This window comes from Mesorhizobium sp. WSM4833, from assembly GCF_055811095.1.
Genome location: NZ_JBVVQG010000004.1, coordinates 316677 through 342626, shown reverse-complemented (window position 1 = coordinate 342626; position 25950 = coordinate 316677). Strand labels below are relative to the sequence as shown.

General features: G+C 64.2%; 21 protein-coding genes. 13 read left to right on the top strand and 8 right to left on the bottom strand.

The genetic code is table 11. The annotated features are described in order from the left end of the window. Window positions 1–176: 176 nt before the first annotated feature. From AC0L2D_RS10045 to deoA, 6 genes are read left to right on the top strand one after another with little or no spacing between them, the layout of a single operon-like run. Window positions 177–1709 carry an ABC transporter ATP-binding protein gene (locus tag AC0L2D_RS10045; RefSeq protein ID WP_473540938.1) on the top strand — a complete coding sequence of 511 codons (1533 nt, stop codon included), beginning with the start codon at window positions 177–179 and terminating at the stop codon, window positions 1707–1709. Further along, complete coding sequence (locus AC0L2D_RS10040) at window positions 1706–2845, top strand: ABC transporter permease (RefSeq protein ID WP_024502793.1); 1140 nt, start codon at window positions 1706–1708, stop codon at window positions 2843–2845. Before AC0L2D_RS10045 ends, AC0L2D_RS10040 begins: the two co-directional genes overlap by 4 nt. A 1-nt stretch (window position 2846) precedes the next feature. Next, window positions 2847–3818, top strand: a complete 972-nt coding sequence (locus AC0L2D_RS10035; protein WP_013529631.1) for an ABC transporter permease — start codon at window positions 2847–2849, stop codon at window positions 3816–3818. Window positions 3819–3873: 55 nt separating this feature from the next. Next, complete coding sequence (cdd, locus tag AC0L2D_RS10030; RefSeq protein ID WP_013529630.1) at window positions 3874–4266, top strand: cytidine deaminase; 393 nt, start codon at window positions 3874–3876, stop codon at window positions 4264–4266. A 30-nt stretch (window positions 4267–4296) separates the two neighbouring features. Next, window positions 4297–5106 carry a purine-nucleoside phosphorylase gene (locus AC0L2D_RS10025; RefSeq protein ID WP_024502795.1) on the top strand — a complete coding sequence of 270 codons (810 nt, stop codon included), beginning with the start codon at window positions 4297–4299 and terminating at the stop codon, window positions 5104–5106. Next, a complete protein-coding gene (gene deoA, locus AC0L2D_RS10020) occupies window positions 5106–6425 on the top strand; it encodes a thymidine phosphorylase (protein ID WP_275954499.1) in 1320 nt (439 codons plus the stop codon). The genes AC0L2D_RS10025 and deoA overlap by 1 nt, the downstream gene beginning before the upstream one ends. An 84-nt stretch (window positions 6426–6509) precedes the next feature. Here the strand turns inward: deoA and AC0L2D_RS10015 are convergent, their stop codons facing one another. The 3 genes from AC0L2D_RS10015 to AC0L2D_RS10005 all read right to left on the bottom strand — a co-directional run bounded on the left by AC0L2D_RS10015 (window position 6510) and on the right by AC0L2D_RS10005 (window position 9048). Next, window positions 6510–7073 carry a TIGR02281 family clan AA aspartic protease gene (locus AC0L2D_RS10015; RefSeq protein ID WP_024502797.1) on the bottom strand — a complete coding sequence of 188 codons (564 nt, stop codon included), beginning with the start codon at window positions 7071–7073 and terminating at the stop codon, window positions 6510–6512. Window positions 7074–7297: 224 nt separating this feature from the next. Further along, window positions 7298–7927 carry a uracil phosphoribosyltransferase gene (upp, locus tag AC0L2D_RS10010; RefSeq protein ID WP_013529626.1) on the bottom strand — a complete coding sequence of 210 codons (630 nt, stop codon included), beginning with the start codon at window positions 7925–7927 and terminating at the stop codon, window positions 7298–7300. Window positions 7928–8073: 146 nt separating this feature from the next. After that, a complete protein-coding gene (locus AC0L2D_RS10005) occupies window positions 8074–9048 on the bottom strand; it encodes an adenosine deaminase (RefSeq protein ID WP_064995582.1) in 975 nt (324 codons plus the stop codon). Between the two features lie 134 nt (window positions 9049–9182). Between AC0L2D_RS10005 and ubiE the strand changes: the two genes are divergently transcribed. The 4 genes from ubiE to coaBC all read left to right on the top strand — a co-directional run bounded on the left by ubiE (window position 9183) and on the right by coaBC (window position 13596). Continuing rightward, window positions 9183–9959, top strand: a complete 777-nt coding sequence (gene ubiE / locus AC0L2D_RS10000; RefSeq protein WP_013529624.1) for a bifunctional demethylmenaquinone methyltransferase/2-methoxy-6-polyprenyl-1,4-benzoquinol methylase UbiE — start codon at window positions 9183–9185, stop codon at window positions 9957–9959. Between the two features lie 70 nt (window positions 9960–10029). Next, window positions 10030–11604 carry a 2-polyprenylphenol 6-hydroxylase gene (gene ubiB / locus AC0L2D_RS09995; RefSeq protein WP_473540934.1) on the top strand — a complete coding sequence of 525 codons (1575 nt, stop codon included), beginning with the start codon at window positions 10030–10032 and terminating at the stop codon, window positions 11602–11604. A gap of 81 nt (window positions 11605–11685) precedes the next feature. After that, window positions 11686–11943: a FitA-like ribbon-helix-helix domain-containing protein gene (locus tag AC0L2D_RS09990; RefSeq protein ID WP_013529622.1), complete on the top strand. Its 258-nt coding sequence runs from the start codon at window positions 11686–11688 to the stop codon at window positions 11941–11943. Between the two features lie 420 nt (window positions 11944–12363). Next, window positions 12364–13596: a bifunctional phosphopantothenoylcysteine decarboxylase/phosphopantothenate--cysteine ligase CoaBC gene (coaBC, locus tag AC0L2D_RS09985; protein ID WP_473540933.1), complete on the top strand. Its 1233-nt coding sequence runs from the start codon at window positions 12364–12366 to the stop codon at window positions 13594–13596. Between the two features lie 85 nt (window positions 13597–13681). Here coaBC and AC0L2D_RS09980 read toward each other — a convergent pair whose 3' ends face one another. Genes AC0L2D_RS09980 through AC0L2D_RS09970 form a run of 3 tightly spaced genes read right to left on the bottom strand, consistent with a single transcriptional unit; the run spans window position 13682 to window position 21925 of the window. Then, window positions 13682–14260 carry an invasion associated locus B family protein gene (locus tag AC0L2D_RS09980; RefSeq protein WP_024502803.1) on the bottom strand — a complete coding sequence of 193 codons (579 nt, stop codon included), beginning with the start codon at window positions 14258–14260 and terminating at the stop codon, window positions 13682–13684. 35 nt (window positions 14261–14295) lie between these two features. Next, a complete protein-coding gene (locus AC0L2D_RS09975; protein ID WP_473540932.1) occupies window positions 14296–16074 on the bottom strand; it encodes an autotransporter outer membrane beta-barrel domain-containing protein in 1779 nt (592 codons plus the stop codon). Beyond that, entirely contained in the window at window positions 15983–21925 is a 5943-nt protein-coding gene (locus AC0L2D_RS09970; RefSeq protein ID WP_473540930.1) for a beta strand repeat-containing protein, read from the bottom strand. Before AC0L2D_RS09970 ends, AC0L2D_RS09975 begins: the two co-directional genes overlap by 92 nt. On the opposite strand from AC0L2D_RS09970, the gene AC0L2D_RS09965 reads away from it, so the two are divergent. The 3 genes from AC0L2D_RS09965 to AC0L2D_RS09955 all read left to right on the top strand — a co-directional run bounded on the left by AC0L2D_RS09965 (window position 21890) and on the right by AC0L2D_RS09955 (window position 23904). Next, the gene (locus AC0L2D_RS09965) at window positions 21890–22543 is read left to right on the top strand and encodes a hypothetical protein (RefSeq protein WP_473540929.1); all 654 of its coding nucleotides are present in this window, start codon (window positions 21890–21892) and stop codon (window positions 22541–22543) included. The two genes, AC0L2D_RS09970 and AC0L2D_RS09965, sit on opposite strands and share 36 nt — an antisense overlap. A 455-nt stretch (window positions 22544–22998) precedes the next feature. Then, complete coding sequence (locus AC0L2D_RS09960; RefSeq protein ID WP_013529617.1) at window positions 22999–23307, top strand: hypothetical protein; 309 nt, start codon at window positions 22999–23001, stop codon at window positions 23305–23307. Between the two features lie 126 nt (window positions 23308–23433). Then, complete coding sequence (locus tag AC0L2D_RS09955; protein ID WP_013529616.1) at window positions 23434–23904, top strand: NUDIX hydrolase; 471 nt, start codon at window positions 23434–23436, stop codon at window positions 23902–23904. A 4-nt stretch (window positions 23905–23908) separates the two neighbouring features. On the opposite strand, the gene AC0L2D_RS09950 is transcribed toward AC0L2D_RS09955, so the two are convergent. Together AC0L2D_RS09950 and AC0L2D_RS09945 are read right to left on the bottom strand one after the other, a co-directional pair. Then, entirely contained in the window at window positions 23909–24760 is an 852-nt protein-coding gene (locus tag AC0L2D_RS09950; protein WP_473540927.1) for a citryl-CoA lyase, read from the bottom strand. After that, window positions 24757–25941 (bottom strand): CaiB/BaiF CoA transferase family protein, encoded by a 1185-nt coding sequence (locus AC0L2D_RS09945; RefSeq protein WP_224621328.1) that lies wholly within the window; start codon window positions 25939–25941, stop codon window positions 24757–24759. The genes AC0L2D_RS09950 and AC0L2D_RS09945 overlap by 4 nt, the downstream gene beginning before the upstream one ends. Between the last annotated feature and the right edge of the window lie 9 nt (window positions 25942–25950).

The following is a 25950-nucleotide window of genomic DNA, read 5'->3' as shown; positions in this document are numbered from 1 at the left end:
GCAATGCGAATTTCGGCTCCGTCATACTAGCGAATGTGAAGGCCCCGGCCACGTTGCAAATTGACAAGCGCACCGGGATTTGTCGAGAGTGAACCTGCTCCGCCAATTGGCACGGGCGGAGCGTCATGCTAGGCGTTTTGACCAAGCGATAAAAAAATAAGAGTGGGACAGGCTGCATGGCGCAAGCCGCAATCGAGTTGATCGGCATCAACAAGAGTTTTGGTGCGGTTCGCGCCAACCGGGACATCAATCTTGAGATCGGTCGCGGCACGATCCACGGCATTGTCGGCGAGAACGGCGCTGGCAAGTCGACGCTGATGTCGATCCTCTACGGCTTCTACCAGGCCGACAGCGGCGAGATCCGCGTTGGCGGCCAGCCGGCTTCGATCAAGACCCCCAATGACGCCATCGCGCTCGGCATCGGCATGGTGCATCAGCACTTCATGCTGGTCGACAATTTCACGGTGCTGGAGAACGTCATCCTCGGCGCCGAAAGCGATGCGCTCTTGAAGAAGAGCATCGCCAAGGCGCGCTCCGAACTGGAGCGGCTGGAGCGTGAATACGGGCTGGAAGTCGATCCCGATGCAATCATCGAGGAACTGCCGGTCGGCCTGCAGCAGCGTGTCGAGATCCTGAAGGCGCTCTATCGCGGCGCCGAGATCCTGATCCTCGACGAACCGACGGGCGTTTTGACGCCGGCCGAGGCCGACCATCTGTTCCGCATCCTTCGGCAGTTGAAGGACCAGGGCAAGACGGTGGTGCTGATCACCCACAAACTGCGCGAGATCATGGCCATCACCGACACGGTGTCGGTCATGCGCCAGGGCACGATGGTGGCGACGCGCGAGACCAGGAAGACGACCGTCGAGGAACTGGCCGAGCTGATGGTCGGCCGGCGCGTGCTCTTGCGGGTCGAGAAGGGCGAGGCAGAGGCTGGCGCCGTCAAGCTCGCAGTCAAGAACCTGACGGTCAGGGATACGCGCGGCGTCACCATGGTCGACGACATCTCCTTCGATATCAGGGCCGGCGAGATCGTCGGCATCGCCGGTGTCGCCGGCAACGGACAATCCGAACTGCTCGAGGCGATTTCCGGCATCAGGCGTGCCGTTTCCGGCTCGGTCATGCTGGATGGCAAGCCGATCGACCTGACCGGTGCCGCCGACCCCGGAGAGTTGCGCGACCGTGGCCTGGCGCATGTGCCGGAGGACCGCCATCACGTCGGGCTGGTGCTGGCCTTCGAGGAGAACGAGAATTCGATCCTCGGCTATCACGATGATCCCCGCTATTTGAAGGGGCCGTTCCTCAACATCGATGCCATCCGCAACGATGCCAGGGACAAGATCGCCAAATACGACATCCGCCCGGCCGACTGCCGGCTGAAGACCGCCAATTTCTCCGGCGGCAACCAGCAGAAGATCGTGCTGGCACGGGAGATGGAACAGGACCCGGGCGTGCTGATCGTCGGCCAGCCGACACGCGGCGTCGATGTCGGCGCCATCGAGTTCATCCACAAGCGCCTGATCGCCATGCGCGATCAGGGCAAGGCGGTGCTGGTGGTGTCGGTCGAGCTGGACGAGATCCGTTCGCTGTCCGACCGTATCCTGGTGATGTTTGCCGGCCGCATCGTCGGCGAGCGCGGTCCGGAAGCCACCGAAGGCGAGCTCGGCCTGCTGATGGCCGGCGTCGAGCACCAGGAGGCAGCACTTTGAGCACGCCTTACGCCAAACTGCCGGCCTGGGCCGACTATGGCCTGATCCCGCTGATCAATCTGTTCGTCGCCTTCGTCGTCGCCGGCTTCGTCGTGCTTCTGGTCGGCGAGAATCCGTTGCGCGCCGCCGTCATCCTGGTCGAAGGCGCCTTCGGCAAAGGCACAGGCATCGCCTTCACCCTGTTTTATGCCACCACCTTCATCTTCACCGGGCTTTCGGTGGCGGTTGCCGCGCATTGCGGCCTGTTCAACATCGGCACCGAGGGGCAGGCCTACATCGCCGGCCTTGGCATCGCCATCGTCTGCCTGAGCTTCGACAGTACACTGCCATGGTGGCTGACCTTCCCGCTGGCGATCATTGCGGCGGCGGCGGTGGGCGCATTGTGGGCGCTTATCCCGGCCTATCTGCAGGCCAAGCGTGGCTCGCACATCGTCATCACCACCATCATGTTCAACTTCATCGCCGCCTCGATCATGGTTTACCTGCTGGTCGGCCCGTTGAAGCCAGCCGCCTCGCAAGCGCCGCAGACGCGCAACTTCCTCGCCGGCGCGGAACTGCCCAAACTCAACTGGATCATCGAGCTGTTCGGCGCCAAGATCCGTTCGGCGCCGCTCAACGTCACCTTCCTGCTGGCGCTGGTCATGGCCTTCCTGGTCTGGCTGCTGATCTGGCGCACCAAGCTCGGCTACGAGATGCGCACCTACGGTCACAGCCCGAAGGCGGCACGCTATGCCGGCATTTCCGAGACCCGCATCATCATCACCGCCATGATGATCTCGGGCGCACTGGCCGGCATGATGGCGCTCAATCCGGTGATGGGCGATCAGCACAATGTCGCCATCGACTTCGTTTCCGGCGCCGGCTTCGTCGGCATCGCCGTGGCGCTGATGGGCCGCCTGCACCCTGTCGGCATCGTATTGGCGGCGGTCCTGTTCGGCATGCTCTACCAGGGCGGCGCCGAACTCGCCTTCGAGATGCCGGCAATCAGCCGCGACATGATCGTCATCATTCAAGGCCTGGTGATCCTGTTTGCCGGTGCCCTCGAGCACATGTTCCGGCCCTACATCCAGGCGCTGTTTGCCTCGTTCAGTCCGCGATCGGTCGGCATGGAAGCGGTCAAGGGGAAAGGTGCCTGAGATGGATGTGTTCAACGCGATCATCCAGACACTGGACTCCACCATCCGCCTCTCGGTGCCGCTGCTGCTTGCTTGCCTCGCCGGGCTCTATTCGGAACGCGCCGGCATCTTCGACATCGGCCTCGAAGGCAAGATGCTTGTCGGCGCCTTCGCCGGAGCGGCCGCAGCTTCCGTGTTCCATTCGGCCTTTCTCGGCCTCGGCATGGCGGTCGTGATCTCGGTCGCCTTCGCCATGATCCACGGCTTTGCCTCGATCACTCATCGCGGCAACCAGATCGTCTCCGGCGTGGCGATCAATTTCATCGCCGCCGGCTCAACCATCATCCTCGGCCAGGCCTGGTTCCAGCAGGGCGGGCGCACGCCGGCGCTGCAACCGGGCGAGCGCTTCGAGGCCATCACCCTGCCGGGCGCCGAGGCCATCCGCGACGTGCCGATCATCGGACCGATCTATGCCGAACTCCTGTCGGGCCACTCGATCCTGGTCTATCTTGCCTTCCTGATGGTGCCGTTCACCTGGTGGGTGCTGTTTCGCACCCGCTTCGGCCTGCGCCTTCGCGCCGTCGGCGAGAACCCGGCCGCCGTCGACACCGCCGGCATCTCGGTCGCCTGGCTGCGCTACCGGGCGCTGATCTGCACCGGCATCCTCACCGGCATTGCCGGCGCCTACCTGTCGATGGTGCAAAATGGCGGCTTCGTGAAGGACATGACTGCCGGCAAGGGCTATATCGCGCTGGCAGCCTTGATCTTCGCCAAGTGGAAGCCGGTCAACGCCATGTTCGCCTGCCTGCTGTTTGGCTTCCTGGACGCGGCGTCGATCCGCCTGCAGGGATCCCCGCTGCCCATCATCGGCAAGGTGCCGGCGCAGTTCATGCAGGCGCTGCCCTACATCCTCACCGTCATCCTTCTCGCCGGCTTCATCGGCAAGGCAATCCCGCCACGCGCCGGCGGCGTGCCTTATGTCAAGGAACGTTGAGCGACGGGTCGGCTTTGCGCCGGGTTTTGAACACGATCATCGGAGAAAACGCTGAATGTCGCATGATCTGTTCGAGGCCGCCAAGGCCGCCATGGCCAAGGCCTACGCGCCCTATTCTAAGTTTCCGGTCGGCGCTGCCCTGCGCACCGAGGACGGTCGCGTCTTTACCGGCGCCAACATCGAAGTCGCCTCCTATCCGGAAGGCTGGTGCGCCGAGACCACGGCGCTCGGCCACTACATCATGGGCGGCGGCGGCAAGATCGTGGAAATCGCCGTGCTTGCCGAACGCATGGCCAAATGCTCGCCTTGCGGCGGCTGCCGCCAGCGGCTTGCCGAATTCTGCCGGCCGGAAACAAAGCTCTATCTCTGCGACAATGCGGGTGTGGCCGAAACCGTGACCATGGGCGACATGCTGCCTTACGGCTTCCGCGGCGATATTTTGAAATGAGCAACAGGCTCAAATGAACAGCTGGCAACGATGACGGAAAAAGCCCTGGATCATCTCGTCGAAAGGCTGGACGGCCTGGCGCCGGCCACGGCACTGGTGCTCGGCTCGGGCCTCGGCGGTCTGGTCGACCAGATCGAGGACCCGATCCGCATCTCCTATGCCGACCTGCCCGGCTTTCCCAGAAGCGGTGTCACCGGGCACGCCGGCGAAGTGGTGGCAGGGCTGTTTGCCGGCGTGCCGGTGCTGCTGCTGTCGGGCCGTGCCCATTACTATGAGCACGGCAACGCCGCGGCGATGCGGCCGGTGCTGGAAGTGCTTGCCGGCATCGGCATCACGAAACTGATCCTCACCAATGCCGCCGGCTCGGTCGATCCGGACATGCCGCCGGGCTCGGTGATGCTGATATCGGACCACATCAATTTCTCGGGCACCAATCCGCTGATCGGCGAACCAAGCGACCGGCGTTTCGTCGGCCTGACCGAAGCCTATGATGCCGGCATCCGCCAGGCCATCGAGCGGGCGGCAAAAGCGACCGGCACCACCCTGCACAAGGGCGTATATATGTGGTTCTCCGGCCCATGCTTCGAAACGCCGGCCGAAATCCGCATGGCGCGCATCATGGGCGCCAATGCGGTCGGCATGTCGACCGTACCGGAGGTCATTCTCGCCCGCTTCCTCGGACTGCGCGTCGCCGCCTGTTCGGTCATCACCAATCTGGCGGCCGGCATGACCGGGGCCGAGCTTTCGCACCAGGAGACCAAGGACATGGCGCCGGTCGGCGGCGCGCGGCTGGCGACGATCCTGCAGCGCGTGTTCCGCGACGGACTGCTGGAGATCTGATGCTTCCCCAGGAAATCATCCGCCGCAAGCGCGATGGCCTCAGGCTGTCGGAGGAGGAGATCGCCGGCTTCGTCGCGGGCGTGACGTCAGGCGCCGTTACCGACGGCCAGGCCGGCGCCTTCGCCATGGCGGTGTTCTTCAACGGCATGAACCGCGACGAGGCCGTGGCGCTGACGCTGGCGATGCGCGATTCCGGCGATGTGCTCGACTGGTCGGACCTGCCAGGCCCGGTCACCGACAAGCATTCGACCGGCGGCGTCGGTGACAATGTCTCGCTGATGCTGGCGCCGATCGTCGCCGCCTGCGGCGCCTATGTGCCGATGATCTCAGGCCGTGGCCTTGGCCACACCGGCGGTACGCTGGACAAGATGGATGCCATCCCGGGCTACATCAGCCAGCCCGATGTCGCGCTGTTTCGCAAGGCGGTGCTCGAAACAGGCTGTGCCATCATCGGCCAGACCGCCGACCTCGCGCCCGCCGATCGACGACTCTATGCGATCCGCGACGTCTCCGGCACGGTCGAATCGGTGCCGCTGATCACCGCTTCGATCCTGTCGAAGAAGCTGGCGGCCGGGCTGCAATCGCTGGTGCTCGACGTCAAGGTCGGCAACGGCGCCTTCATGGAAAAATCGCGCGACGCCACCGCACTCGCCAACAGCCTGGTTGAGATCGCCAACGGCGCCGGACTGAAGGCCTCGGCGTTGATCACCGGCATGAACGAGCCGCTGGCGTCGGCCGCCGGCAACGCAGTCGAGGTGCGCAACGCCGTCGATTTCCTCACCGGCCGGTATCGTGACCGTCGGCTTGAAGATGTGACGCTGGCGCTGGCCGCCGAAATGCTGCAGTCGGCCGGGCTGGTGTCGTCCAACCAGGATGGCATGCGGCGCGCCACCGAGACGCTCGCCAGCGGCCGCGCCGCCGCCACTTTCGCACGCATGGTGGCCGCGCTTGGCGGCCCCGCCGATTTCATCGAGAAACCGGAAAAATATCTGCCTGCGGCGGCGATCGAACTTGCCGTCAAGGCGACCGCAAATGGCTTCGTCACCGGCATCGCCACCCGCGATATCGGGCTCGCCGTGGTCGGCCTGGGAGGTGGACGCACGCGGCCGGACGACCAGATCGACCCTGCGGTCGGCATCACCAGACTATTGCCGGTCGGTGCGGAGGTTGGGATCGGCGAGCCGCTGGCGCTGATCCATGCCCGCTCATCGGCCGATGCCGAGGCCGCCGCGGCAACCGTGCTTTCGGCCTATATGGTCGGCGCCTCGAAGCCGCCCGCCGACAAGTCGGTCATCCGGCGGATTCTGCCGCGCGGCTAGAGCAATTCCAGGAAAAGTGTGAAACGGTTCTCCCCGGGAAAGCGCATAGCGCTTTCCCTTGGGAATTTGGGAAAACGAATAGCCTTACTGGACGAGCAGCAGCGTGCCGTTCTCGACCTGGTATTTGTCGAGCCGGTTGAGGAAGCTCATGCCGATCAGATTGGTGCGCAGCGCCCTGTCGTCGAGCACGATGGTCTGGACGTCATTGACGGTGATGCTGCCGATCTGCAGGCGGTCGATCATGGCCACGGCCGCCTTGATGGTGCCGTTGGCGGTGTTGACCTCGCGGTTGAAGTCGGAAGCGTTCAGCGACAGGCCGATCCTGCGTGCCGTCGAAATGTTGATGGCGACCAATGTAGCGCCAGTGTCGATCATGCCGTCGACCTGACGTCCGTTGAGCTTGAAGGGTGACGAGAAATGCCCGCGTTCGTCTGCCGCGACGAGGACCTTGCGGCCCATCGGCAGCGGTGCCGCGGGCTTGTTGGGCACCGATGCCAGATTGACGTTCGGCTGGGCTTCGACCGCTTGTTTGCCCGGCACCGCCGACCTCAGCAGGTTTTCGACGAGTTGCGGATTCGACTGATACACAATCGGTATCGATGCCGATGTACCGGCGAAAACGGCGAGGATCAGAAGTTTGCGCAGCATGGATCGGCCTCGCCGCATGACCCCGAAAATCGGGAACGATTTTCGGAAAGGCTCATGCACAAAATCAAAGTGCTACAGCGTCCTTTGCGCGTCCGAAACGGACGCGCGGCGCTGTAGTGACAGCCGATCGTTAAGCCCGGATGGTGTTTGCCGCTTTAACGCGCGCCAAAACCGCGCCTTTGCGTAAATATTTGGTAAATCGTACCAGGCGACTTGGTCTGATATTACTTGGTCCCATACATGCGGTCGCCGGCGTCGCCGAGGCCGGGCATGATGTAGCCCTTCTCGTTGAGCTGGCGGTCGATCGAAGCGGTGAAGACGGGAACGTCCGGATGCGCCTTGATGAAGCGCTCGATGCCTTCGGGCGCCGCCAGCAGGCAAAGGAAACGGATGTTGGTGGCGCCGCGCTCTTTCAGCTTGTCGATCGCCGCGATCGCCGAATTGGCGGTGGCCAGCATCGGATCGACGACGATCACCAGCCGGTCGGCGAGGTCGCTCGGCGCCTTGAAGAAATATTCGACCGCTTCCAGCGTTTCGTGATCGCGGTAGAGACCGACATGGGCGACGCGCGCCGCCGGCACCAGGTCGAGCAGGCCTTCCAGCAAGCCGTTGCCGGCGCGCAGCACCGAGGCAAAGACCAGTTTCTTGCCCTCGAGCGTCGGCGCTTCCATCGTTTCCATCGGCGTTTCGATGGTCGTCGTCGTCAGTTCGAGATTGCGGGTGACCTCGTAGCCGAGCAGCAGCGAGATTTCGCGCAGCAGCCGGCGGAAGCCCGCCGTCGAGGTTTCCTTCTTGCGCATGATGGTCAGCTTGTGCTGGACAAGCGGGTGGTCGACGACGGTGACGCCCTGCATGGTGTTCTCCTGATGCCTGCGCCCGAAAATGCGCGCATCGCCCTTTCGGACGCGCCGCGCTTCAAGCTGCCTGGGCGAACCCTAGCGGCAATGCGCCGGCCAAGGAACCGCTTGGCCCGCACCGACCACAGCTTTGTCGGCGGAAATCAGCGTGCCGCGCTGTTCAACCGGGCAAGAAGTGCCGTCTTTGTCTTTCTATCGACGAAAGCGGCCTCGATGGCCGTTCTGGTGACGGCGGTCAGCGCCTTGTCGTTCATCGAGAAATGCTCGGCAGCGATGTCGTATTCACGCTTGAGCGAGGTCCAGAAATAGGGCGGATCGTCGGAATTGAGCGTCACCTTGCAGCCTGCCGCCTGCAGGGCCGGAAACGGATGATCGGCGAAACTGTCGAACACCTTGAGCGCGATGTTGGAACCGGGGCAGCATTCCAGCACGATGCCCTCGTCGGCGATGCGCCGGACGAGGTCCAGGTTCTCGATGGCGCGCACGCCATGGCCGATGCGGGACGGACGGATATGATCGAGCGCCGCCTGGACGGTCTCCCAGCCCGTCAGTTCGCCGGCATGGATGGTGATGCCGAGCCCGGCTTCGCGAGCGATCTCGAAAGCCCTGACATAGTCCTCCATATCACCGATCCGCTCATCGCCGGCAACGCCGAAACCGGTGACCAGCGGATGCCCGCAGCGCGCCGCGAAGCGCGCCGCCTGCTCGATCGACTCGACGCCGACATGGCGCACGCCGGTGACGATCATGCGGCCCTCGATGCCGGTCTTGGCCTTGGCGCGCGCCATGCCCTCGCCGAGCGCGTCGGTATAGGCCTTGGGCGACAGACCGGCCTTTTTAGCGTGGTCCGGCGAGGTGAACACCTCGGAATAGATGGCGCCATCGCGGGCAAGGCTGGTCAGATAGTGGTCGGCCAGCCGCGCATAGTCCTCCTCGGTCCGGAACAGATCGGCGGAAAAATCATAAGCCGCCAGGAAGGAGGTGAAATCGTGCCAGACGAAGGAACCGTTCTGGATATAGGGCGAGGTGTCCTTGCCGTATTTCTGCGCCTGGCGGATGACGAGTTCGGGCGCCGCTGCCCCTTCGATGTGGCAGTGCAGTTCCGCTTTCAAAGGCATTCAATCATCCCGTCGGTCCGTCCAGGTCTCGAAAACCCGCCACCTGGAAGCGCGGCTGAACACCGCGCCTTAAACAATAGCGCCCGCACCATCGATCGGCTATGGTCCCGCCGGTTTTATGACGGATCAAAAAAATGTCAGTTGAGAGAACCACGGCCGCGGGCGGCATGGAAACCTCCTATGGTTTCAAGCGTGTAGGGGCTGGCGACAAGCAGTCCCTGGTCAACGATGTTTTCCACAAGGTCGCCAACCGCTACGACCTGATGAACGATCTGATGTCGGCCGGCCTGCACCGGCTGTGGAAGGACGCCATGGTCACCTGGCTCAATCCGCCTAAACGGGCGGGCTGGAAGGTGCTCGACGTTGCCGGAGGCACCGGCGACATTGCCTTTCGCATCGTCGATGCCAGCCACGGCAATGCCCATGCCACCGTGCTCGACATCAATGGCTCGATGCTGGCTGTCGGCCGCGACCGGGCCGAAAAGAAGGGCCTGTCCGGCAACACCGATTTCGTCGAGGCCAATGCCGAGGAACTGCCCTTCCCTGATGCCACATTCGATGCCTATACCATCGCTTTCGGCATCCGCAACGTACCGCGCATCGAGGTGGCCTTGGGCGAAGCGTTTCGCGTGCTGAAGCCCGGTGGGCGCTTCCTGTGCCTGGAATTTTCCGAGGTCGAGATGCCGCTGCTCGACAAGGCTTATGAAGCCTGGTCGTTCAACGCCATTCCAAAGATCGGCAAGATGGTCACCGGCGACGGCGAGCCCTATTCCTATCTGGTCGAATCGATCGCCAGGTTTCCCAACCAGCAGAATTTCGCGACGATGATTTCCCGCGCCGGCTTCGACCGCGTTTCCTTCCGCAACTATTCCGGCGGTATTGCAGCACTTCATTCGGGCTGGAAGCTTTGAGGCCGGACCGCATTTCTCACAATCGACGCGTGCTATGCCGGTTCAAAGAGCCGGCAGGGTTGGCGCTGCCATGAGCAATGTCAGTGCAGGATTCCGGCTCGTAAGGGCCGGCTGGGTGCTGGTCCGCGAGGGTGTCGTCGCCGCTCTGCCGGGTGAGGAACTGTCCGGCCTGCCGAAGTTCGGCTGGCGGATGGCACGGCTGTTCACGCGCCGCCGCGCGCTGGACTATGAGCGCAGCGACCGGCTGGCCAAGGCGGTCGTCCGGCTCGGTCCCTCCTATGTAAAGCTCGGCCAGTTCCTGGCGACACGGCCCGACGTCGTCGGCAACGACATGGCGCTCGATCTCGCCATGTTGCAGGACAAGATGCACACCTTTCCGAAGGCCGAAGCCATAGCGGCCATCGAAGCCTCGCTCGGGCGCAAAGTCGGCGATCTCTACGCGCAATTCGGCGATCCGGTCGCCGCCGCCTCCATCGCCCAGGTCCATGCCGCCGATGCCATGCATGACGGCGTTGCCACCAAGGTGGCGGTCAAGGTGATCCGGCCCGGCGTGCGCCGCCGCTTCTTCCAGGATCTCGAAAGCTATTTCCTTGCCGCTCGCCTGCAGGAGAAATACATCCCCTCGTCCCGCCGGCTGCGGCCGGTCGAGGTCACCCAGACGCTGGCGCAGACCACCAAGATCGAGATGGATCTTCGCCTCGAGGCGGCGGCCCTCTCGGAGCTCGGCGAAAGCACCAGGCACGACCCCGGCTTTCGCGTGCCGTCCGTCGACTGGGAGCGTACCGGCCGCGACGTGTTGACCATGGAATGGGTCGACGGCGTCAAGATGAACGACATTGCCGGACTGGTCGCGGCGGGCCACGATCTGAAAACCATCGCCACCAACCTGATCCAGTCGTTCCTGCGCCACACGCTGCGCGACGGATTTTTCCACGCCGACATGCATCCGGGCAATTTGTTCGTCGAGGCGAACGGCACCATCGTCGCCGTCGATCTCGGCATTGCCGGCCGGCTCGGCAAGAAGGAGCGCCGCTTCCTCGCCGAAATCCTCTACGGCTTCATCACGCGCGACTATCTGCGCGTCGCTGAGGTCCATTTCGAGGCCGGCTATGTGCCGCGCCAGCACAATGTCGCGGCCTTCGCGCAGGCGATCCGGGCGATCGGCGAGCCGATCCATGGCCAGCCGGCCGAGACCATCTCGATGGCCAAGCTTCTGACGCTGCTGTTCGAGGTTACCGAGCTCTTCGACATGGCGACGCGGCCCGAACTGATCCTGCTGCAGAAGACCATGGTGGTGGTCGAGGGCGTGGCGCGCACGCTCGACCCGGCCTTCAACATGTGGAAGACTGCCGAGCCGGTGGTCGGCGACTGGATATCAGGCAATCTTGGGCCGCGTGGCATGATGATGGATGCGCGCGATGGCGCCAAGGCGCTGCTGACGCTGGCCCGCCAGGTGCCCGAGCTTGCGGCGCGCACTGACCGGCTGTCGCGCGAGATCGACCTGATGGCCGAGCATGGCCTGCGCTTCGACGAGACCACTGCCCACGCCATCGGCAAGGCCGAAGCGCGCTACAGCCGCTCCGGCCGCTGGGCACTCTGGGTGATCGCGCTGACGCTGGTCTATATCGCCTGGAAGATGATCTGAGTTCTCGGTGACAGCAGTGCCGGCATTGCTATCATTGAAAGCAACGCTTTCATGGACTAGGTTGAGGTAAGGAGCAAAAACATGAGCACACTTACCATCCGCAATCTCGACACCAACGTGAAGCAGAAACTGCGTGAGCGAGCTGCCGTGAGGGGAGTCTCCATGGAAGAGGAAGCGCGTAGCGTTCTTGCCAAGAGTGTTCTTTCGGACGGTGTGGACCAAGACCCTCGGGGAGAGTCACTCTATGCCGCGATTCGTAGGCTGGTTGAGCCCCATGGCGGTTTCGATGTCGAGTTGCCGGAGCGCGGCCCTACGCGCGAGCCACTGAAATTTGACTAACCATGTTCGTGCTGGATACGAATGTTATCTCGGAAACCTTCAAACCACGGCCGGATGCAGGGGTGGCTACCTGGATGGATAGCTCGCTCGCAACCCGCTCATATGTCACGGCGATGACTAAGGCAGAGCTGCTCGTTGGGCTTGCGAACATGCCGGACGGAACGCGTAAGGCTGCACTGGGTAGTGTCATCGGGGCCTTTTCACCAAATGGCTCAAGACCCCAGTGCTCGCGTTCGGTGACCGCGAAGCCGAAGCATACGCGGAGATTGTTTCGAACAGACGATTTCTGGGACGTCCTATACGCGAATTTGACGCACAGATCGCCTCGGTTGCTCGCTCGCGGGGCTTTGCGATGGTGACTAGAAATGTTGCTGACTTTTCCGATTGCGGTATCAGCATAGTCAATCCTTGGGAGGGTGCATGAGCCTCTCCGGCAAGCGCATCCTGCTCATCATCGGCGGCGGCATCGCCGCCTACAAAGCGCTGGATCTGATCCGCCGGCTGCGCGAGCGCGGGGCCGCGGTTCGGGTGGTCATGACATCGGCCGCGCAGGAATTCGTCACCACGCTGTCGGTCGGCGCGCTCTCCGCCGACCATGTTTTCACCGAGTTGTTCGACCGCAATGACGAACACGATGTCGGCCATATCAGGCTGTCGCGCGAGGCCGATCTGCTGGTGGTGGCGCCCGCCACCGCCGACCTGATGGCGAAGCTCGCAAACGGCCACGCCAACGATCTGGCCTCCACCGTGCTTGTCGCCACCGACAAGCCGGTGCTGATGGCGCCGGCCATGAACCCCAGAATGTGGGCGCATCCGGCCACCCGCCGCAACCGCGCGACGCTGCAGAAGGACGGCGTCACCTTCGTCGGTCCGGCCAGGGGCGAGATGGCCGAAAGCAATGAGGCGGGCGAAGGCCGCATGGCCGAGCCGCTGGAGATCGTTGCCGCGGTCGAGGCGCTGCTCGATGTCGGCCCGAAGCCGCTGTCGGGGCGCAAGATCATCGTCACCTCCGGCCCGACCCATGAGCCGATCGACCCGGTGCGCTACATCGCCAACCGCTCGTCCGGCAAGCAGGGCCATGCCATCGCGGCAGCACTGGCCAGGCTCGGCGCCGATGTGCGCCTCGTCTCCGGCCCTGTCGGCATCGCCGATCCCCCCGGAGTGAAGACCATTCACGTCGAGCGGGCGCAGGAGATGCGCGACGCGGTGGAACGGCTCTTGCCCGCAGATGCGGCGGTGTTCGTCGCCGCCGTGGCCGACTGGCGCACCGAGAACTCGGCCGGTGAGAAGATCAAGAAGGTCGCGGGCGAAGGGCCGCCGGTGCTGCGCATGGTCGAGAATCCCGACATCCTCGCCGGCGTCGGCCATCACAGCCAGCGACCCGACCTGGTTATCGGCTTCGCCGCCGAGACACAGGATCTCCTGCGCAACGCCGAGGCCAAGCTCAAGAAGAAAGGCGCCGATCTCATCGTTGCCAACGACGTGTCGCAGGGAAGCGGCGTCGGCTCTTCGGGCGTGATGGGCGGCGATCGCAACCGGGTGCGGATCGTGTCAAAGGCCGGTGTCGAGGAATGGCCGGAGATGAGCAAGGACGAAGTGGCGGCTCGGCTTGCCGCCCTGATCGCCGAACGGCTTAAAACAATCGTCGTTTGACTGAAAAATGTTCTGCTGCAGTGACGCACCGCCCTGCCGCGAGACTGCGTTCAGGCGGCGCGCGCTTTAAGTCCTGCGGCTCACATCAATTGGTCAAAAGCTCCGCGGTTCGGGCAAGTGCGCCGGCGAAGCCGTTGAGCGGAATGGAAAAGCTCACCGCTTGTCCGGTGTCTGCCGCGAAAGCGTCGATCTTCAGCGTGGTGCCTGATTTCAGCAGCGGCGTGACAGTCGCATCGAACACCACCGGCACCAGACAGCCGACGACCTGGCAGGTGTTGAACGCCAGGCTGCCGTCCAGCTTCTGATCGTCGATGGTCAGGCTCACCCCCTTGGCCAGCGCCAGGCCGAACGGCAGCGCAAGCGTTCCCGTGGCATCCTCGCCGGTCTTGCTCGACAGCTCGATCGCCAGCAGGCGCTGATTGTTTTGCTTGTTGAATTGCTGATGCGACAGGCTGCAGGTTTTGGTCGCGCCTGATATCTGGCAATTGACCGTCCAGTCGCCGTGGGTTTCGGACAGTGCCGACGCGCCACCGGGCAACTGCGGCGCATCGGCGGCAGCCGGTGCCGCGACCGCCTTGTCGCTCTTGGTTTGCGCCGCCACGGCCGGCACACCGACGGTGCAGGCAACACCCAGCATCGCCACGAAATACGCGAACTTCCTCATCAAGATCCCTCCCGCCCGGCTCCGCCTCGGGCCAGCTAGAAGCTAACCTTGAGAGACGCGCTGATCGCGTTCTGTTTAACCGTTTCGCCGAAGGCGCCATTATATCTGACGGACATGCCGACGCCATTGACGCCATTCAGTTCAAGGCCGGCGCCGACCCGATAGAGCGGCGAATCGACGGCCTCCGTCAAGTGCAATGCGGGGTTGCCGAGCAGATTCTCCGCCGCCGCGAAGCGACCTTCGATTTCCCACTCCTTGTTGGAAAACTCCGCCCCGGCCTTGCCGTAGACGCGAAGGCTGGCAATGTCGCTGAGCGCGATGTCGGTGCCGATCTCGATTGCAGGGGTTGCAGAATAGTAGGTGTTGGCCGAGCCATCGAAGTTGAAGGCGGCGACCGAACCCTCCTCCGTGCCTGAGACACGCAGCCAGCGCGCGTCGAACTGCACTGTCGGCTGCAGATAGAAGGCGCCCATCTCCCGGGTGAAACCCAACCGCGCCGAGCCGCCGAACATCGCGGTCTTCTGTGTGTAGGTGACGCTGCTGCCGATGCCAGGCAGCATTACCTCGTCGAGATAATCACCCGCCAACGTTTCGCCCGGAATGTAGAATGCCGGGTCGATATGGGTGTCGCGTTCGCCCTTGAACGAGCCCGTGCCGCCACCGAGTGCAAAGTCCACGAAGTAATTCTTGTTGGTATATTTGGCCAGCGCATAGGCCTGCCAGGCCTCACCGGTGGTCTCCGACAGCAGGTCTCCATTGAAGCCGATCTTGGAATCGAACTCTGTGCGGCCGATCGTGGCACCAAGCGACCAGTTCTGGCCGATCTCGCCAATGCCGCCAAGCGACATCGTCTTCAGGACGTCGTCGCGGCTTGTAGTGCCAGCACCCGCGTCGCGGCCGTACTCGGCCTGCGGGCTGATCGTTGCCCAGACGCAGCGGCCGTCGGGATTCTTGTAGGCAGGCACGCCAGTACACTCACGCCCCGCTTCCAGCATCATGTCGGCTTCGCGGTTGATCATGTCGAACGTATGCACGGCATAATGCGGTGTGAGCCGGGTCAATGCTGCACCCAGTTCCTCTTCATTGGGCAGGAAGCGCAGCATGTTGATCAGCCTGGCCATCGGGTTGTCCGGGGTCGATGCTGCCTCGACATCGTCAAGGTACTGCGCCATCTGGAACACGCCGGGATCGGTGGTGCCGGATCCCGGATCCTGCGCCAGTTCCAGGAATGTCGGGTTGTCGGCGTAAAGAACGAGATCGGTGCCGCCATCCACCCGGAACTGGAAGTTGAAGCCCACTGCCGGATGCAAGGTCTTCGCTGCTATGCCGGAGTCGGTCATCCCCGAGCCATTGGCGACCACATATTCCGTGAACAGCTTATCGATCGACAGGAAATTCAGCGGCGCTTCGCCGTTGAAGTCACCGGCCGCCGTTAGTGCCAGGGCATCCGTGATCTGGTTGTTGAGATCCACATCGGTGACGAAATCGCCGGAGAGGTTTTGTTTGAAGCCGCCGCCGACATCCACCTTCGCCACCACGCCGATGCCCTGGTTGGTATAAATCCCGTCATTGGTGAACAGCCCGCCGCCGAGATCGATGGTTTTCAGTCCGACCATCGAGGCATCCGCAAAATTGTGGAAGCTGTTGTTGCCGCCGCCGAGATCGATGTTGCCGATGACGCGTCCCAGCGTGTCGCCCAGCGGCGAATTGTCGACATGGTCATCACCCGACGTGCCGGTAATGGCCAGCGGACTGAAATCGTCGAGCAGCGATTCCAGGATCGCATTGGTCGGCACGACGGGACCGGGCGCCAACAGGAAGGTCTGGAATGCCTGGATATCCGCTCTGGATCTCGAATGTCGGCGTCGCTCCCATTGCGTAGAGCAGGCTGTGGTTGGTCAGCGCGTTGTTGGCGCCGCCGACGAGCATGGCGGCAACGCCGGTTCCGGCGCCGCCAATCGTGTAATGACCGTTGAGATTGATGGTGATGTTGCCTTTCGCGCCGTTGGCTGTGCTTTCGCCGTAGGCGGCCACGGAACCAGCACCCTGCGCGAACAGGCTGTCGCCCGCGGTCAGCGTAACCGCGTGCGCGTCGCCGATGCCGGTCGCGCTCTGTCCGAACATGGCATACGAGCTCGCACCCTTGACCCAGACCTGGCTCATGGCCGTCGCCGTCGCCGCCGCGGCATCGCCGATGCCACCGCCGGAACCGGCAGCGCCGGTGGAGAGCGTGCCGGCCAGGCCGCCGCCGCCGCCCACCGCCTGGGCCACGATGCCGTGCGCCCGCTCGCCATCGGTGACGATCTCGCCGTCCTGCTGGATGGTCACCGTGCCGCCATTGCCCTTGGCACCCGCAAATGTGTTGAAGCCGATGGTGTTGTTGTCGATGCCGCTGCCGCCATCGGCCGTGGCGCCGAAGCGCCCGAAGCCGGCGCCGCCGATGCCGCCGCCGCCGCCGACCGACTGAGCGATGATGGCGACCGCATCGACACCATGCGTGGTGATGGTGCCGGTGCGGATCACGGTCACGTCGCCGCCATCGCCGCCATTGCCGCCAAGGCCGCCGATGCCGAGCGCGTTCGAGGTTTTACCTTTTGCGTCGCCGCCGACACCGCCGCCGCCGCCCACCGACTGCGCCACGACGCCATGCGCGCGGGCGCCGAAGGTTTCGATCGATCCGGAAACCTCAACCCTCACATCTCCGCCATCGCCGCCGTTGCCGCCCTTGCCGCCCAGGCTGAGAGCAAAGGAATCGGACCCGGCGAAGTCGGACGAAACCGTGCCGCCATATCCTCCACCGCCGCCGATGGACTGGGCGAAGATGCCGTATGACCCATCCTTGTGTGTGATGATCTCGCCATCGTTGGTGACGGTGACCTTGCCACCATCGGCCTCGTTGTCGGGGTCGTTGGGGTCGCCGACCACCGGGATCGGAATCCCGTTGGGTATGCTGGCACCGCCACCGATTGTCATGTCTGCTTCCGATGCGCCGGTCGCGGCACCCGAGGCACCACCGCCACCGCCGATCGACTGCGCAAAAATGCCGTGCGAGATATAGCCCAGTGTTTCAATCTTGCCGAAGTTGTTGACCTCGACCTCACCGCCGATGCTGCCACTGCCGCCTTGGCCGCCAATATACATGGTAACCGCCGTCTCGGCCTTACCGGTCTCCGTCGAGCCAGCGCCACCCGCACCACCGCCGCCGCCCACCGACTGTGCGAAGATGCCGTGCGAGTTGTCGTCCTGCGTCAGGATCGAACCGCTCTGGAAGTTCTGGACGTGAACCTTGTCGCTGATACCGCCAGCGCCGCCGGCGCCGCCGAGGCTCAGCGTGATGGCGATCTTCGAGTCGGTGGATGACGTGCCGGACGCCCCGCCGACGCCACCGGAGCCGCCGATCGACTGCGCCAGGATGCCGTGGGAATTGGCCTTGTCGGTCTGGACTATGCCGCTGTTTTCGACATTGACCTTGCCGCCGTTGCCGCCGACCTCACCCGAGCCGCCAAGCGACAGGTTTACCGCGACTTCACCGCCATCGCTCTTGCCCTTGCTTTCGCCGGCACCACCTGCGCCGCCGCCGCCACCGACCGACTGCGCGAAGATGCCTATCGAGCGCTCCTGCTTGGTCCATATCGTTGCGCCGGCCATATTGACGACATCGACCTGGTTGCCATTGCCGCCCTTGCCACCCGCACCGCCAAGCGAGCCGCCGATTGCGTAAGTGCCAAGCACGCCAGAGCTGGACGAGCCGCCGACACCGCCGCCGCCACCGATCGAATTGGCGCTGATGCCATAGGAATCGGCGCCGTCCGTGACGATCAGATTGCGGTTGGTCACCGAAACCGTGCCGCCATTGCCGGCGCCGCCGGCACCGAGGGCGATCGCCGCGCCGATACCGACCGAAGTCTCGCCAGCATCGCCTGGGCCGACGATATCCTCTTTGGTCGAAGCCGAGCCGCCGCCGCCGCCACCGCCGCCGATGGACATGGCGAGGATGCCGACCGAGTTGAACCCGCTTGTGCGGATCTCGCCCGAATTATCGACTGCGACACCGACCTTGCCATCGAAACAAGTGGCATTGCCACCTGCGTCCGCGGCACAGGCGGCATCGTTGCCTTCGCCGCCATTGCCGCCGATGCTGACATTTGCGGTAACGCTCGTGCCGGCGGTGCCGCCGACATGGAAGGCCTGCGTGTTTGTCGCACCGCCCATGCCGCCACCGCCGCCGATCGATTGGGCAACAATGCCGGACGAATAGTCGCCGTCGGTGGTCAAATTGGCGGAATTCGTAACATCCACGGCACCGGACTTGTTGCCTGTGCCACCCGCCCCGCCAACACCAACGTTGACGGCGACGTTGACGCCGTTTTCTGTACCGAGATCGGCCGTCGCGCCATTGGTCGCTCCGCCGTTGCCGCCGCCGCCGCCGATCGACTGGGCAACGATCGCGGCGCTCATGTCCCCACCCGTCTTGATCGTCATGGCGTTGTGAACGGCGACATCGCCGCTGATGTTGCCCTTGCCGCCGCCGCCACCGATGGTGACCGTCGCATTGATGCTGGCGTTGACCCCGAAGCCGCCTGCAGCTCCCCAGGAATCGCCGCCATTGCCGCCGCTACCGGCCACCGATTGCGCGAGGATGCCGATCGCGTTGGCGCCTTTGGTAACGATGCTGCCGCCGCCATTCATGCCGCTGTCGACGATGACGAGGTCGCTCTTGCCACCGTCGCCACCCCAGCCACCAACAGTGACACCGAGTGAAACGCTGACTCCCGTGCTGGCTGCACCCGAAATCGTGACAGCGCGGCCGCCATTGCCGCCGCCGCCGCCGATGGACTGGGCAACGATGCCGCCGGAACCGGCTGCGTCGGTGTCGGCAATCAGGTTGCCATCAGCCCGAACCGTTACCTTTCCACCATTGCCTCCGTTGCCGCCCTCGCCACCCACGGCAACCCCGACCGAAGCGGACACGTAGAGACCAGCGCTGACCGCGCCTGAATAAGCCGAACCGCCGTTGCCGCCACTGCCACCGACCGATTGCGCAAGGATGGCCTTCGAGCCCATGCCGCCGACATGAATGTCACCTTTGTGGGTGACCGTGACCTGGTTGCTGAGATTGCCATCGCCGCCACCGCCGCCGATCGCCACGGAAGCGGCGCCGAACAGACCGACGGCAAACGTTCCGACAGATCCGCCATTGCCGCCACCGCCGCCGACCGACTGGGCGAGAATGCCGTGTGAGAGGGAGCCCACCGTCGTGATGTTGGTGGTGTTCTTGACCTCTACCTCGCCGGCCGCGCCGCCGGCCCCGCCTTTGCCACCGATGCCGACCGCGGCAAAGGCGCCGGCCGCCATCGCAAACCCGCCGTCGCCGCCCGAGCCGCCGACCGACTGCGCGAAGATGCCGATCGACATATCCTTGTCCGTGCTGATCAGGCCTGTGTTTTCGACATAGACCTTCTTGCTCCCGCCGCCCGACGCGCCATCGCCGCCAAGCGAGAAGGACGGCCCGCCAACCGAGACGGCAAATCCGCCTGAGCCGCCACCGCCGCCGATCGACTGCGCCAGGATGCCATGAGACTGGACACCTTCGGTGTGTACCGCCGCGCCATTGGTGACATCGACGGTCCAGCCCGTGCCGCCGCCACCTCCCTTGCCACCGATTGTGACGTTGGCGCCGAGGCCGGCGGAAGCCGTGCCGCCGCCATTGCCGCCGCCGATCGACTGGGCGATGATACCCGTGGAGCGGTCGCCAAGCGTGTGAATCAGCCCTGAATTGATGCCGACCGTCACTGCCTTGGCGTCGCTGGCAGTGCCGGCCTTGCCGCCGATGCTGACAGCAGCCACAAGACCCGCGCCGTTCAACGAGAAGCCGCCGTTGCCACCGCCGCCGCCGACCGACTGCACGATGACGCCGGCCGAGTCCGACTGATGGGTCGTGACGTCAAGTGTTGTCGTCGAGAAGAACTTTGCCGTCCCGGCTTCGCCGCCCCCCGCGCCCGAACCACCGATGCCCACGCTTGCGTTGACGCTCAGGCCGAACTGGCCGCCGCCATTTCCGCCACCGCCACCGATTGATTGCACGATGATACCGGCCGACCTTTCGCGGAAAGTCTCGACCGAACCATTATAGGTGGCTTCCGTCGCCACGCCCTTGCCGGCCGCGCCGCCTCTTCCCCCCATACCGAAGCCGGCAATCGCCGACAGTGTACCGGAAAAGCCGCCATTGCCGCCGCCGCCGCCGACCGACTGCACGATCAGGCCGGCCGAATCCGCGCCGTCCGTGGTGATCGATTGCATCGCGCCATCAGCCGTGCGCAGCGTGACGGCATCGGCATCGCCGCCGCCTGCGCCACTGCCGCCGACACCCACACTGGCGCCGAAGCTGGCAGCGCCGGAAAAGCCGCCATTGCCGCCGCCGCCGCCGATCGATTGGGCAACGATGCCGGTCGACCGATCCCCGGAGGTGTTGACGGTGCCGCCGACGGTCGCGTCGACCACGCCGCCTTTACCCGCCTTGCCGCCACTGCCGCCGACGCCCACTGCTGCGACGGTCGAGCCGGAAAGTGCAAACCCGCCATTGCCGCCGCCGCCGCCCACCGACTGCATAAGCACGCCGATGGAATCGTCCCCGAGCGTGGTGACCTTGGCGTTCGCAACGTTGTAATTCACCTTGTCGCCGTCACCCGCCGCATCGCCTGATCCGCCTACCGACACACCCACCAGGCCGCCAATGGCAATGGCGCCGCCGCCATTGCCGCCGCCGCCGCCGACCGACTGTGCGATGATGCCGCTAGCGGAACGGCCGTTCGTCTCGACGGTCACACCGTTGCCGGCCTGATTGACGTTGACCACGCCACCCTTGCCGCCAGTGCCGCCGCCACCGCCGATGGCGACCGAAATTGCAGGCGCTACGCCGATGGCGTAGCCGCCATTGCCGCCGCCACCGCCGACCGACTGGATCAGAATGCCATGCGCGCCGTCGCCGCCGTTTCCATCGACGCCGGTCTTGATCACGCCGCCAATATTGCCGGTCGCCGTATCGCCCTGGCCGCCACCGCTTGCCTTGCCACCGATCGACACGAGACCTATAGCGCCGCCGCCATCGCCGCCGCCGCCGCCCACCGACTCGACCAGCATGCCGATGGCGCCCAGGCCACTGGTGGTGATGTTGCCGGTGTTGGTCCCCGTGGCTGCCCGGCCGTCATTGCCATCCGTACCCGCGCCGCCACCGCCGAACAGACCTAGACCGCCACCGCCGTCGCCGCCGCCACCGCCCACCGACTGCACGACCATGCCGCTGGCAAAATCTCCCCGAGTTGTGATGGTCCCGGAATTTATCCCCTCGGCATTGCCGCCGATTGTCGGCACGCCCCCATTGCCGCCGTTACCCACGATACCGAAACCACTTGCACCATCACCGGCAACGCCGCCCGCCGACCGCACAAGCATACCCTTCGAGAAAGCCCCGTCCGTGGAAATGGAGCCGGCATTATCGCCTTTCGCGTCACCGCCGAAACCGCCATTGCCGCCATTGCCACCCTTGCCGGCACCGATCGCAGCGCCCAAGCCGCCATTGCCGCCGCGCCCTCCGCTGGAATTGACGGTGATGCCGTTCGAATTGACCCCGTGCGTGATGATATTGCTTTCGATCGTAGTGGTCACGGTCGCCGTGCCGCCATCGCCACCCCGCCCGCCAACGCCGCCCTTACCGCCTACCGCGATGGCGAATGCCCATGCGCCGTTACCACCATCCCCACCGCCGGCGTCGCCCGATATGCCGGGAGCATTGTCCCCCGATGTTTCGAGGGCGCCAGATGCGTTGTTTGTTATATCGACGGTTCCGCCTTTGGCGCCATCGCCGCCTTTACCACCCTTGATCTCCACAAAAGGCGGGACGGCTGTTGCATGGACAGCCGAGCCGCCATCGCCGCCGCGCCCACCCCGGGCGCTGCCAACGAAAGCGGCCTCCCCGGAGGTCGTGCGGCCGACACTATTCGTTCCCGTAGCCGGCGCCACCGGCGAATGGCCATCTCCGGCGTCAGCAGTACCGATTCCGTCATCACCATTGTCGCCCGGTGCACCATCCGTATTGATGGACAATTGCTGCGCATGGGCCGGAGATTGAGCGTAAGGAAAGACCAGCCCCACCAGTGCCGTAGCGCAAAGCAATCGAGCTATCCGTTTGGGCAGAGTGGCGAGACATTGATTCGGCCGGCCGGGCAAACCCTTCTGAGTCGCCGCGGCATCACGAAGAACTTCCTCAGAACATGCCTTGGCTGAACCGTCGTCGGCCGATGCGCACGACAATACGGCAACGCGCTCTGTGAACAAAGCCATGCACTTACCCCCCATTTTACGGGGGCGCGCCTCAATGCCTGCTTGAGTCCGACGCCACCGCTATGCTCTGCTCATGCAATTGCAATAAGGATGCCGGCACTGTGCAATAAGGTTCAATGCATTAAAACAGGGCATCCGTATTCCCACTTGCGGAGCTCTGACTCAATTAGAATACATTAACTTATGCCGGATGAAACCAAAAATTTACGTGGGGAACACTGACCAAAGCAACCGACGTTTCATAGTCATCATATGATGACTATCTGCCGTTTCGCGGCCGAAATCGCAGAACAAAGCGATTGGACCGCCCGATTTCGTGATACTCGACCCGCTGGCCATGGCATCGACGCGCAAACGCCCTATATCAAAGGACAGAGTTTTTGCGCGGGAATGAACGGATGTCGGCACTTCGGCCATCAACGATCTTCACAGTGGCAATGCTGGCCACGGCAGTGCTGGCGGGCGTTTGCCTGCCGGCTTCCGCGCAAGCGCTCAATCCCGCTACCGGCAACAATGCGCTGATCCGGCAGAACGACCTGCAAATCCTGCAAAACAGGATACAGCGGCAGCAATATCAACAGCAACAGCAGCAGAATCGCGCCCAGGACCGCCAGATCTTTCAGCAACCGCCACCGGTCGTGCAGCAGCTCAAGCCAAGCTGCCAGACCCAGATAATCGGCACCACCGCCGTGAGCAATTGCCGCTGACATCAAGGCCTTTTTCGTTTATTTAGCCGACTTATGTATTTCCAGTGTCGTTGGCACATGCGAAAGTTTTGGTTTTGCAACGACGCCTTGTCGCGCTATGCGGCATTGCATCGACTGGATTGACGAATGGCAGCCACCAAGAAAAAGGCCGTACGCAAGGCAAAGAAGGGCGAGAGAATCCGCCAGGTGGCGGCTATTCCCTTCCGGCTGACCGCGCGTGGCGATATCGAGGTGATGCTGGTCACGTCGCGTACCACCAGGCGCTTCATCGTCCCCAAGGGCTGGCCGATGAAGGGCAAGAGCGGACGCAAGGCGGCCACCATCGAGGCGCAGGAGGAAGCCGGCGTGCTCGGCAAGACGCTGAAGCAGCCGGCGGGCACCTATTCCTACTGGAAGCGGCTGGCCAATCGCTTTGTCCGCGTCGACGTCATCGTCTACCTGCTCGAGGTGAGCGAGGAACTGGCCGACTGGCAGGAAGCCAAACGACGCCAGCGGGCCTGGCTGGCGCCAGCCGATGCGGCCATGCTCATCGACGAGCCGGATCTTTCAACGTTGGTGAAGACGCTGAAGATCCCTGTGCAGGTGGACCAGGCGTAGAGCCTCACTCGCCGGGGTCATCGCTTTCGGGAAACGGCCGCACCGGCGTGCCGGTATAGGCCCACAGCCACTCGCGCGGCAGCGGCCCCTTGTTTCGCTCGGCCTGCTGCGACTGCTCCCAGGCATGCGCCAGGATGCCGACCGAGCGTGACAGCACGAAAAGCCCTCGCGTCAGCGGCGGCGGAAAACCGAGTTCGCCATAGATGACGGCGGTGGCGCCATCGATGTTGAGGGGTATTTTTTTCCCCTTGCGGCGTTCGACATCCGCCTCGACCGCTTCGGCGATATCGGCGAAACGCCCATTGACGGCACCGCGTGCGGCAAATTCGCGGGTCAGTTCCAGCAAGCGCGGCGCGCGCGGGTCGACGGGATGGAAGCGATGCCCGAGCCCCGGCACATAGCCATTCTCCTCGGCGAAGAACCGGTCGAGCCGCGCCGAGACCGCCTCATTCAGCGTCATCCCGGCATCGATCGCCACGGCAATGTCACCATAGAAGGAAAGCGCCTGCTCGCCGGCGCCTCCATGCACGTCGCCGAGAACGTTGATGGCCGAGGCCATGGCGCTGTTGAAACCGACGCCGCAGGTTGCAGCCATGCGCGCGATGGCGATCGATGGCGCCTGAGGTCCATGGTCGACGGCGGCAGCCAAGGCAATGCCGAGCAATTCTGCCTGGTCCTCGCTGGGCAGTTCGCCGCGCAGCATCAGCCAGATGACAGCCGGAAAGCTGACGCGGCCGATCAGATCCTGGATCTCGTAGCCGCGCAGCCGGATGACACCAGGCCGCATCTCGATGATATCGGTCTGCCACCATTCCTCGCCGCGCTCACGGCCCGTCTTCTTCTCCGTGCCGCTCATGCGCGTGCCTTTGTCCTGGCGTGGGGCGGCAGGTCGGCGAACACCTCACCCATATGTTCGCCGAGCGCCGGCGGCGGCTTTGTCGGCAAGGGCGCCTCGCCATCGACCATGAAGCCGCCGCGCAAAACGGTCAGCGGCTTGTCCATGCCAGCCACATCGTCGAAATGCGCGGTCACCTGGCGCTCGAGGACTTGGGGCTCGGCCAGCACTTGCGGGATCGTCAGCACCCTGCCGGCAGGCACGCCGGCGCGATTGAGCGTCTCTTCCCAGGCCGCCGCCGAGGCGCCCGCCAGGGCGTCCTCGATCTCGACTTTAAGCGCCGCACGGTTGCGCTTGCGCGTCTCGCGCTCTGCATAGCGGACATCGGAAGCCAATTCCGGCCGGCCGATCAGCCGGCACAGCGCCACGAACTGCTCCTGCTTGTTAGCGGCGATGTTGATGAGCCCGTCGCCGGTGCGAAACGCACCGGAGGGTGCCGCCGTCATGTTCTCGTTGCCCATCGGCATGGGGTCGATACCTGCGGTCAGATAGTTGGAAACCGGCCAGCCAAGTGCGGAAAGTGTGCATTCGAGCATCGAAACGTCGAGAAAGGCACCCTCGCCGCTCGTCTTCTGCCGCACCAGCGCCGAGGCGATGGCGAACGCGCCGACCAGTCCGCCAAGCGTATCGGCGACGGGATAGCCGACCCGCAGCGGCGCCGTTTCCGGTGTGCCGGTGATGCTCATGATCCCAGACAGGCCCTGGATGATCTGGTCATAGGCGGGATTATCGCGCATTGGCCCGGTCTGGCCGAAACCCGATATCGCGCAATAGACGAGGCCCGGACGGACCGTCTTCAGTGCCTCGTAGCCAAGCCCCAGCCGATCCATCACGCCGGGGCGGAAATTCTCCACCAGTGCGTCGGCGCTGGCCACCAGATCGAAAAAGCGCTCGCGATCGGCTTGCTTCTTGAGGTCGAGCACAACCGACCGTTTGCCGGCGTTCTGAGCCAGGAACGAGGCGCCCATGCCGGCGCTGTTCAGCTTCGGCGAGCCGCCGAGCTGGCGGGCGAGGTCGCCGCCTTGCGGCGCCTCGACCTTGATCACGTCGGCGCCCAGCAGCGCCAGCTGATAGGCACAGTAGGGACCGGCCAGGACATTGGTCAGGTCGAGGACGCGAATACCGGAAAGCAGTTCTGTCATGGCATCATG

Bases quoted from the DNA above. Each gene is read 5' to 3' on its own strand.
- AC0L2D_RS10015 (WP_024502797.1), bottom strand. From the start codon at position 7,073: ATGCTGCGCAAACTTCTGATCCTCGCCGTTTTCGCCGGTACATCGGCA.
- AC0L2D_RS09960 (WP_013529617.1), top strand. From the start codon at position 22,999: ATGTCGGCACTTCGGCCATCAACGATCTTCACAGTGGCAATGCTGGCC.
- AC0L2D_RS10005 (WP_064995582.1), bottom strand. From the start codon at position 9,048: ATGCCTTTGAAAGCGGAACTGCACTGCCACATCGAAGGGGCAGCGGCG.
- ubiB (WP_473540934.1), top strand. From the start codon at position 10,030: ATGAGCAATGTCAGTGCAGGATTCCGGCTCGTAAGGGCCGGCTGGGTG.
- AC0L2D_RS10035 (WP_013529631.1), top strand. From the start codon at position 2,847: ATGGATGTGTTCAACGCGATCATCCAGACACTGGACTCCACCATCCGC.
- ubiE (WP_013529624.1), top strand. From the start codon at position 9,183: ATGTCAGTTGAGAGAACCACGGCCGCGGGCGGCATGGAAACCTCCTAT.
- AC0L2D_RS09990 (WP_013529622.1), top strand. From the start codon at position 11,686: ATGAGCACACTTACCATCCGCAATCTCGACACCAACGTGAAGCAGAAA.
- AC0L2D_RS09945 (WP_224621328.1), bottom strand. From the start codon at position 25,941: ATGACAGAACTGCTTTCCGGTATTCGCGTCCTCGACCTGACCAATGTC.
- coaBC (WP_473540933.1), top strand. From the start codon at position 12,364: ATGAGCCTCTCCGGCAAGCGCATCCTGCTCATCATCGGCGGCGGCATC.
- cdd (WP_013529630.1), top strand. From the start codon at position 3,874: ATGTCGCATGATCTGTTCGAGGCCGCCAAGGCCGCCATGGCCAAGGCC.
- AC0L2D_RS09980 (WP_024502803.1), bottom strand. From the start codon at position 14,260: ATGAGGAAGTTCGCGTATTTCGTGGCGATGCTGGGTGTTGCCTGCACC.
- deoA (WP_275954499.1), top strand. From the start codon at position 5,106: ATGCTTCCCCAGGAAATCATCCGCCGCAAGCGCGATGGCCTCAGGCTG.
- AC0L2D_RS09955 (WP_013529616.1), top strand. From the start codon at position 23,434: ATGGCAGCCACCAAGAAAAAGGCCGTACGCAAGGCAAAGAAGGGCGAG.
- AC0L2D_RS09950 (WP_473540927.1), bottom strand. From the start codon at position 24,760: ATGAGCGGCACGGAGAAGAAGACGGGCCGTGAGCGCGGCGAGGAATGG.
- AC0L2D_RS10025 (WP_024502795.1), top strand. From the start codon at position 4,297: ATGACGGAAAAAGCCCTGGATCATCTCGTCGAAAGGCTGGACGGCCTG.
- AC0L2D_RS10045 (WP_473540938.1), top strand. From the start codon at position 177: ATGGCGCAAGCCGCAATCGAGTTGATCGGCATCAACAAGAGTTTTGGT.
- upp (WP_013529626.1), bottom strand. From the start codon at position 7,927: ATGCAGGGCGTCACCGTCGTCGACCACCCGCTTGTCCAGCACAAGCTG.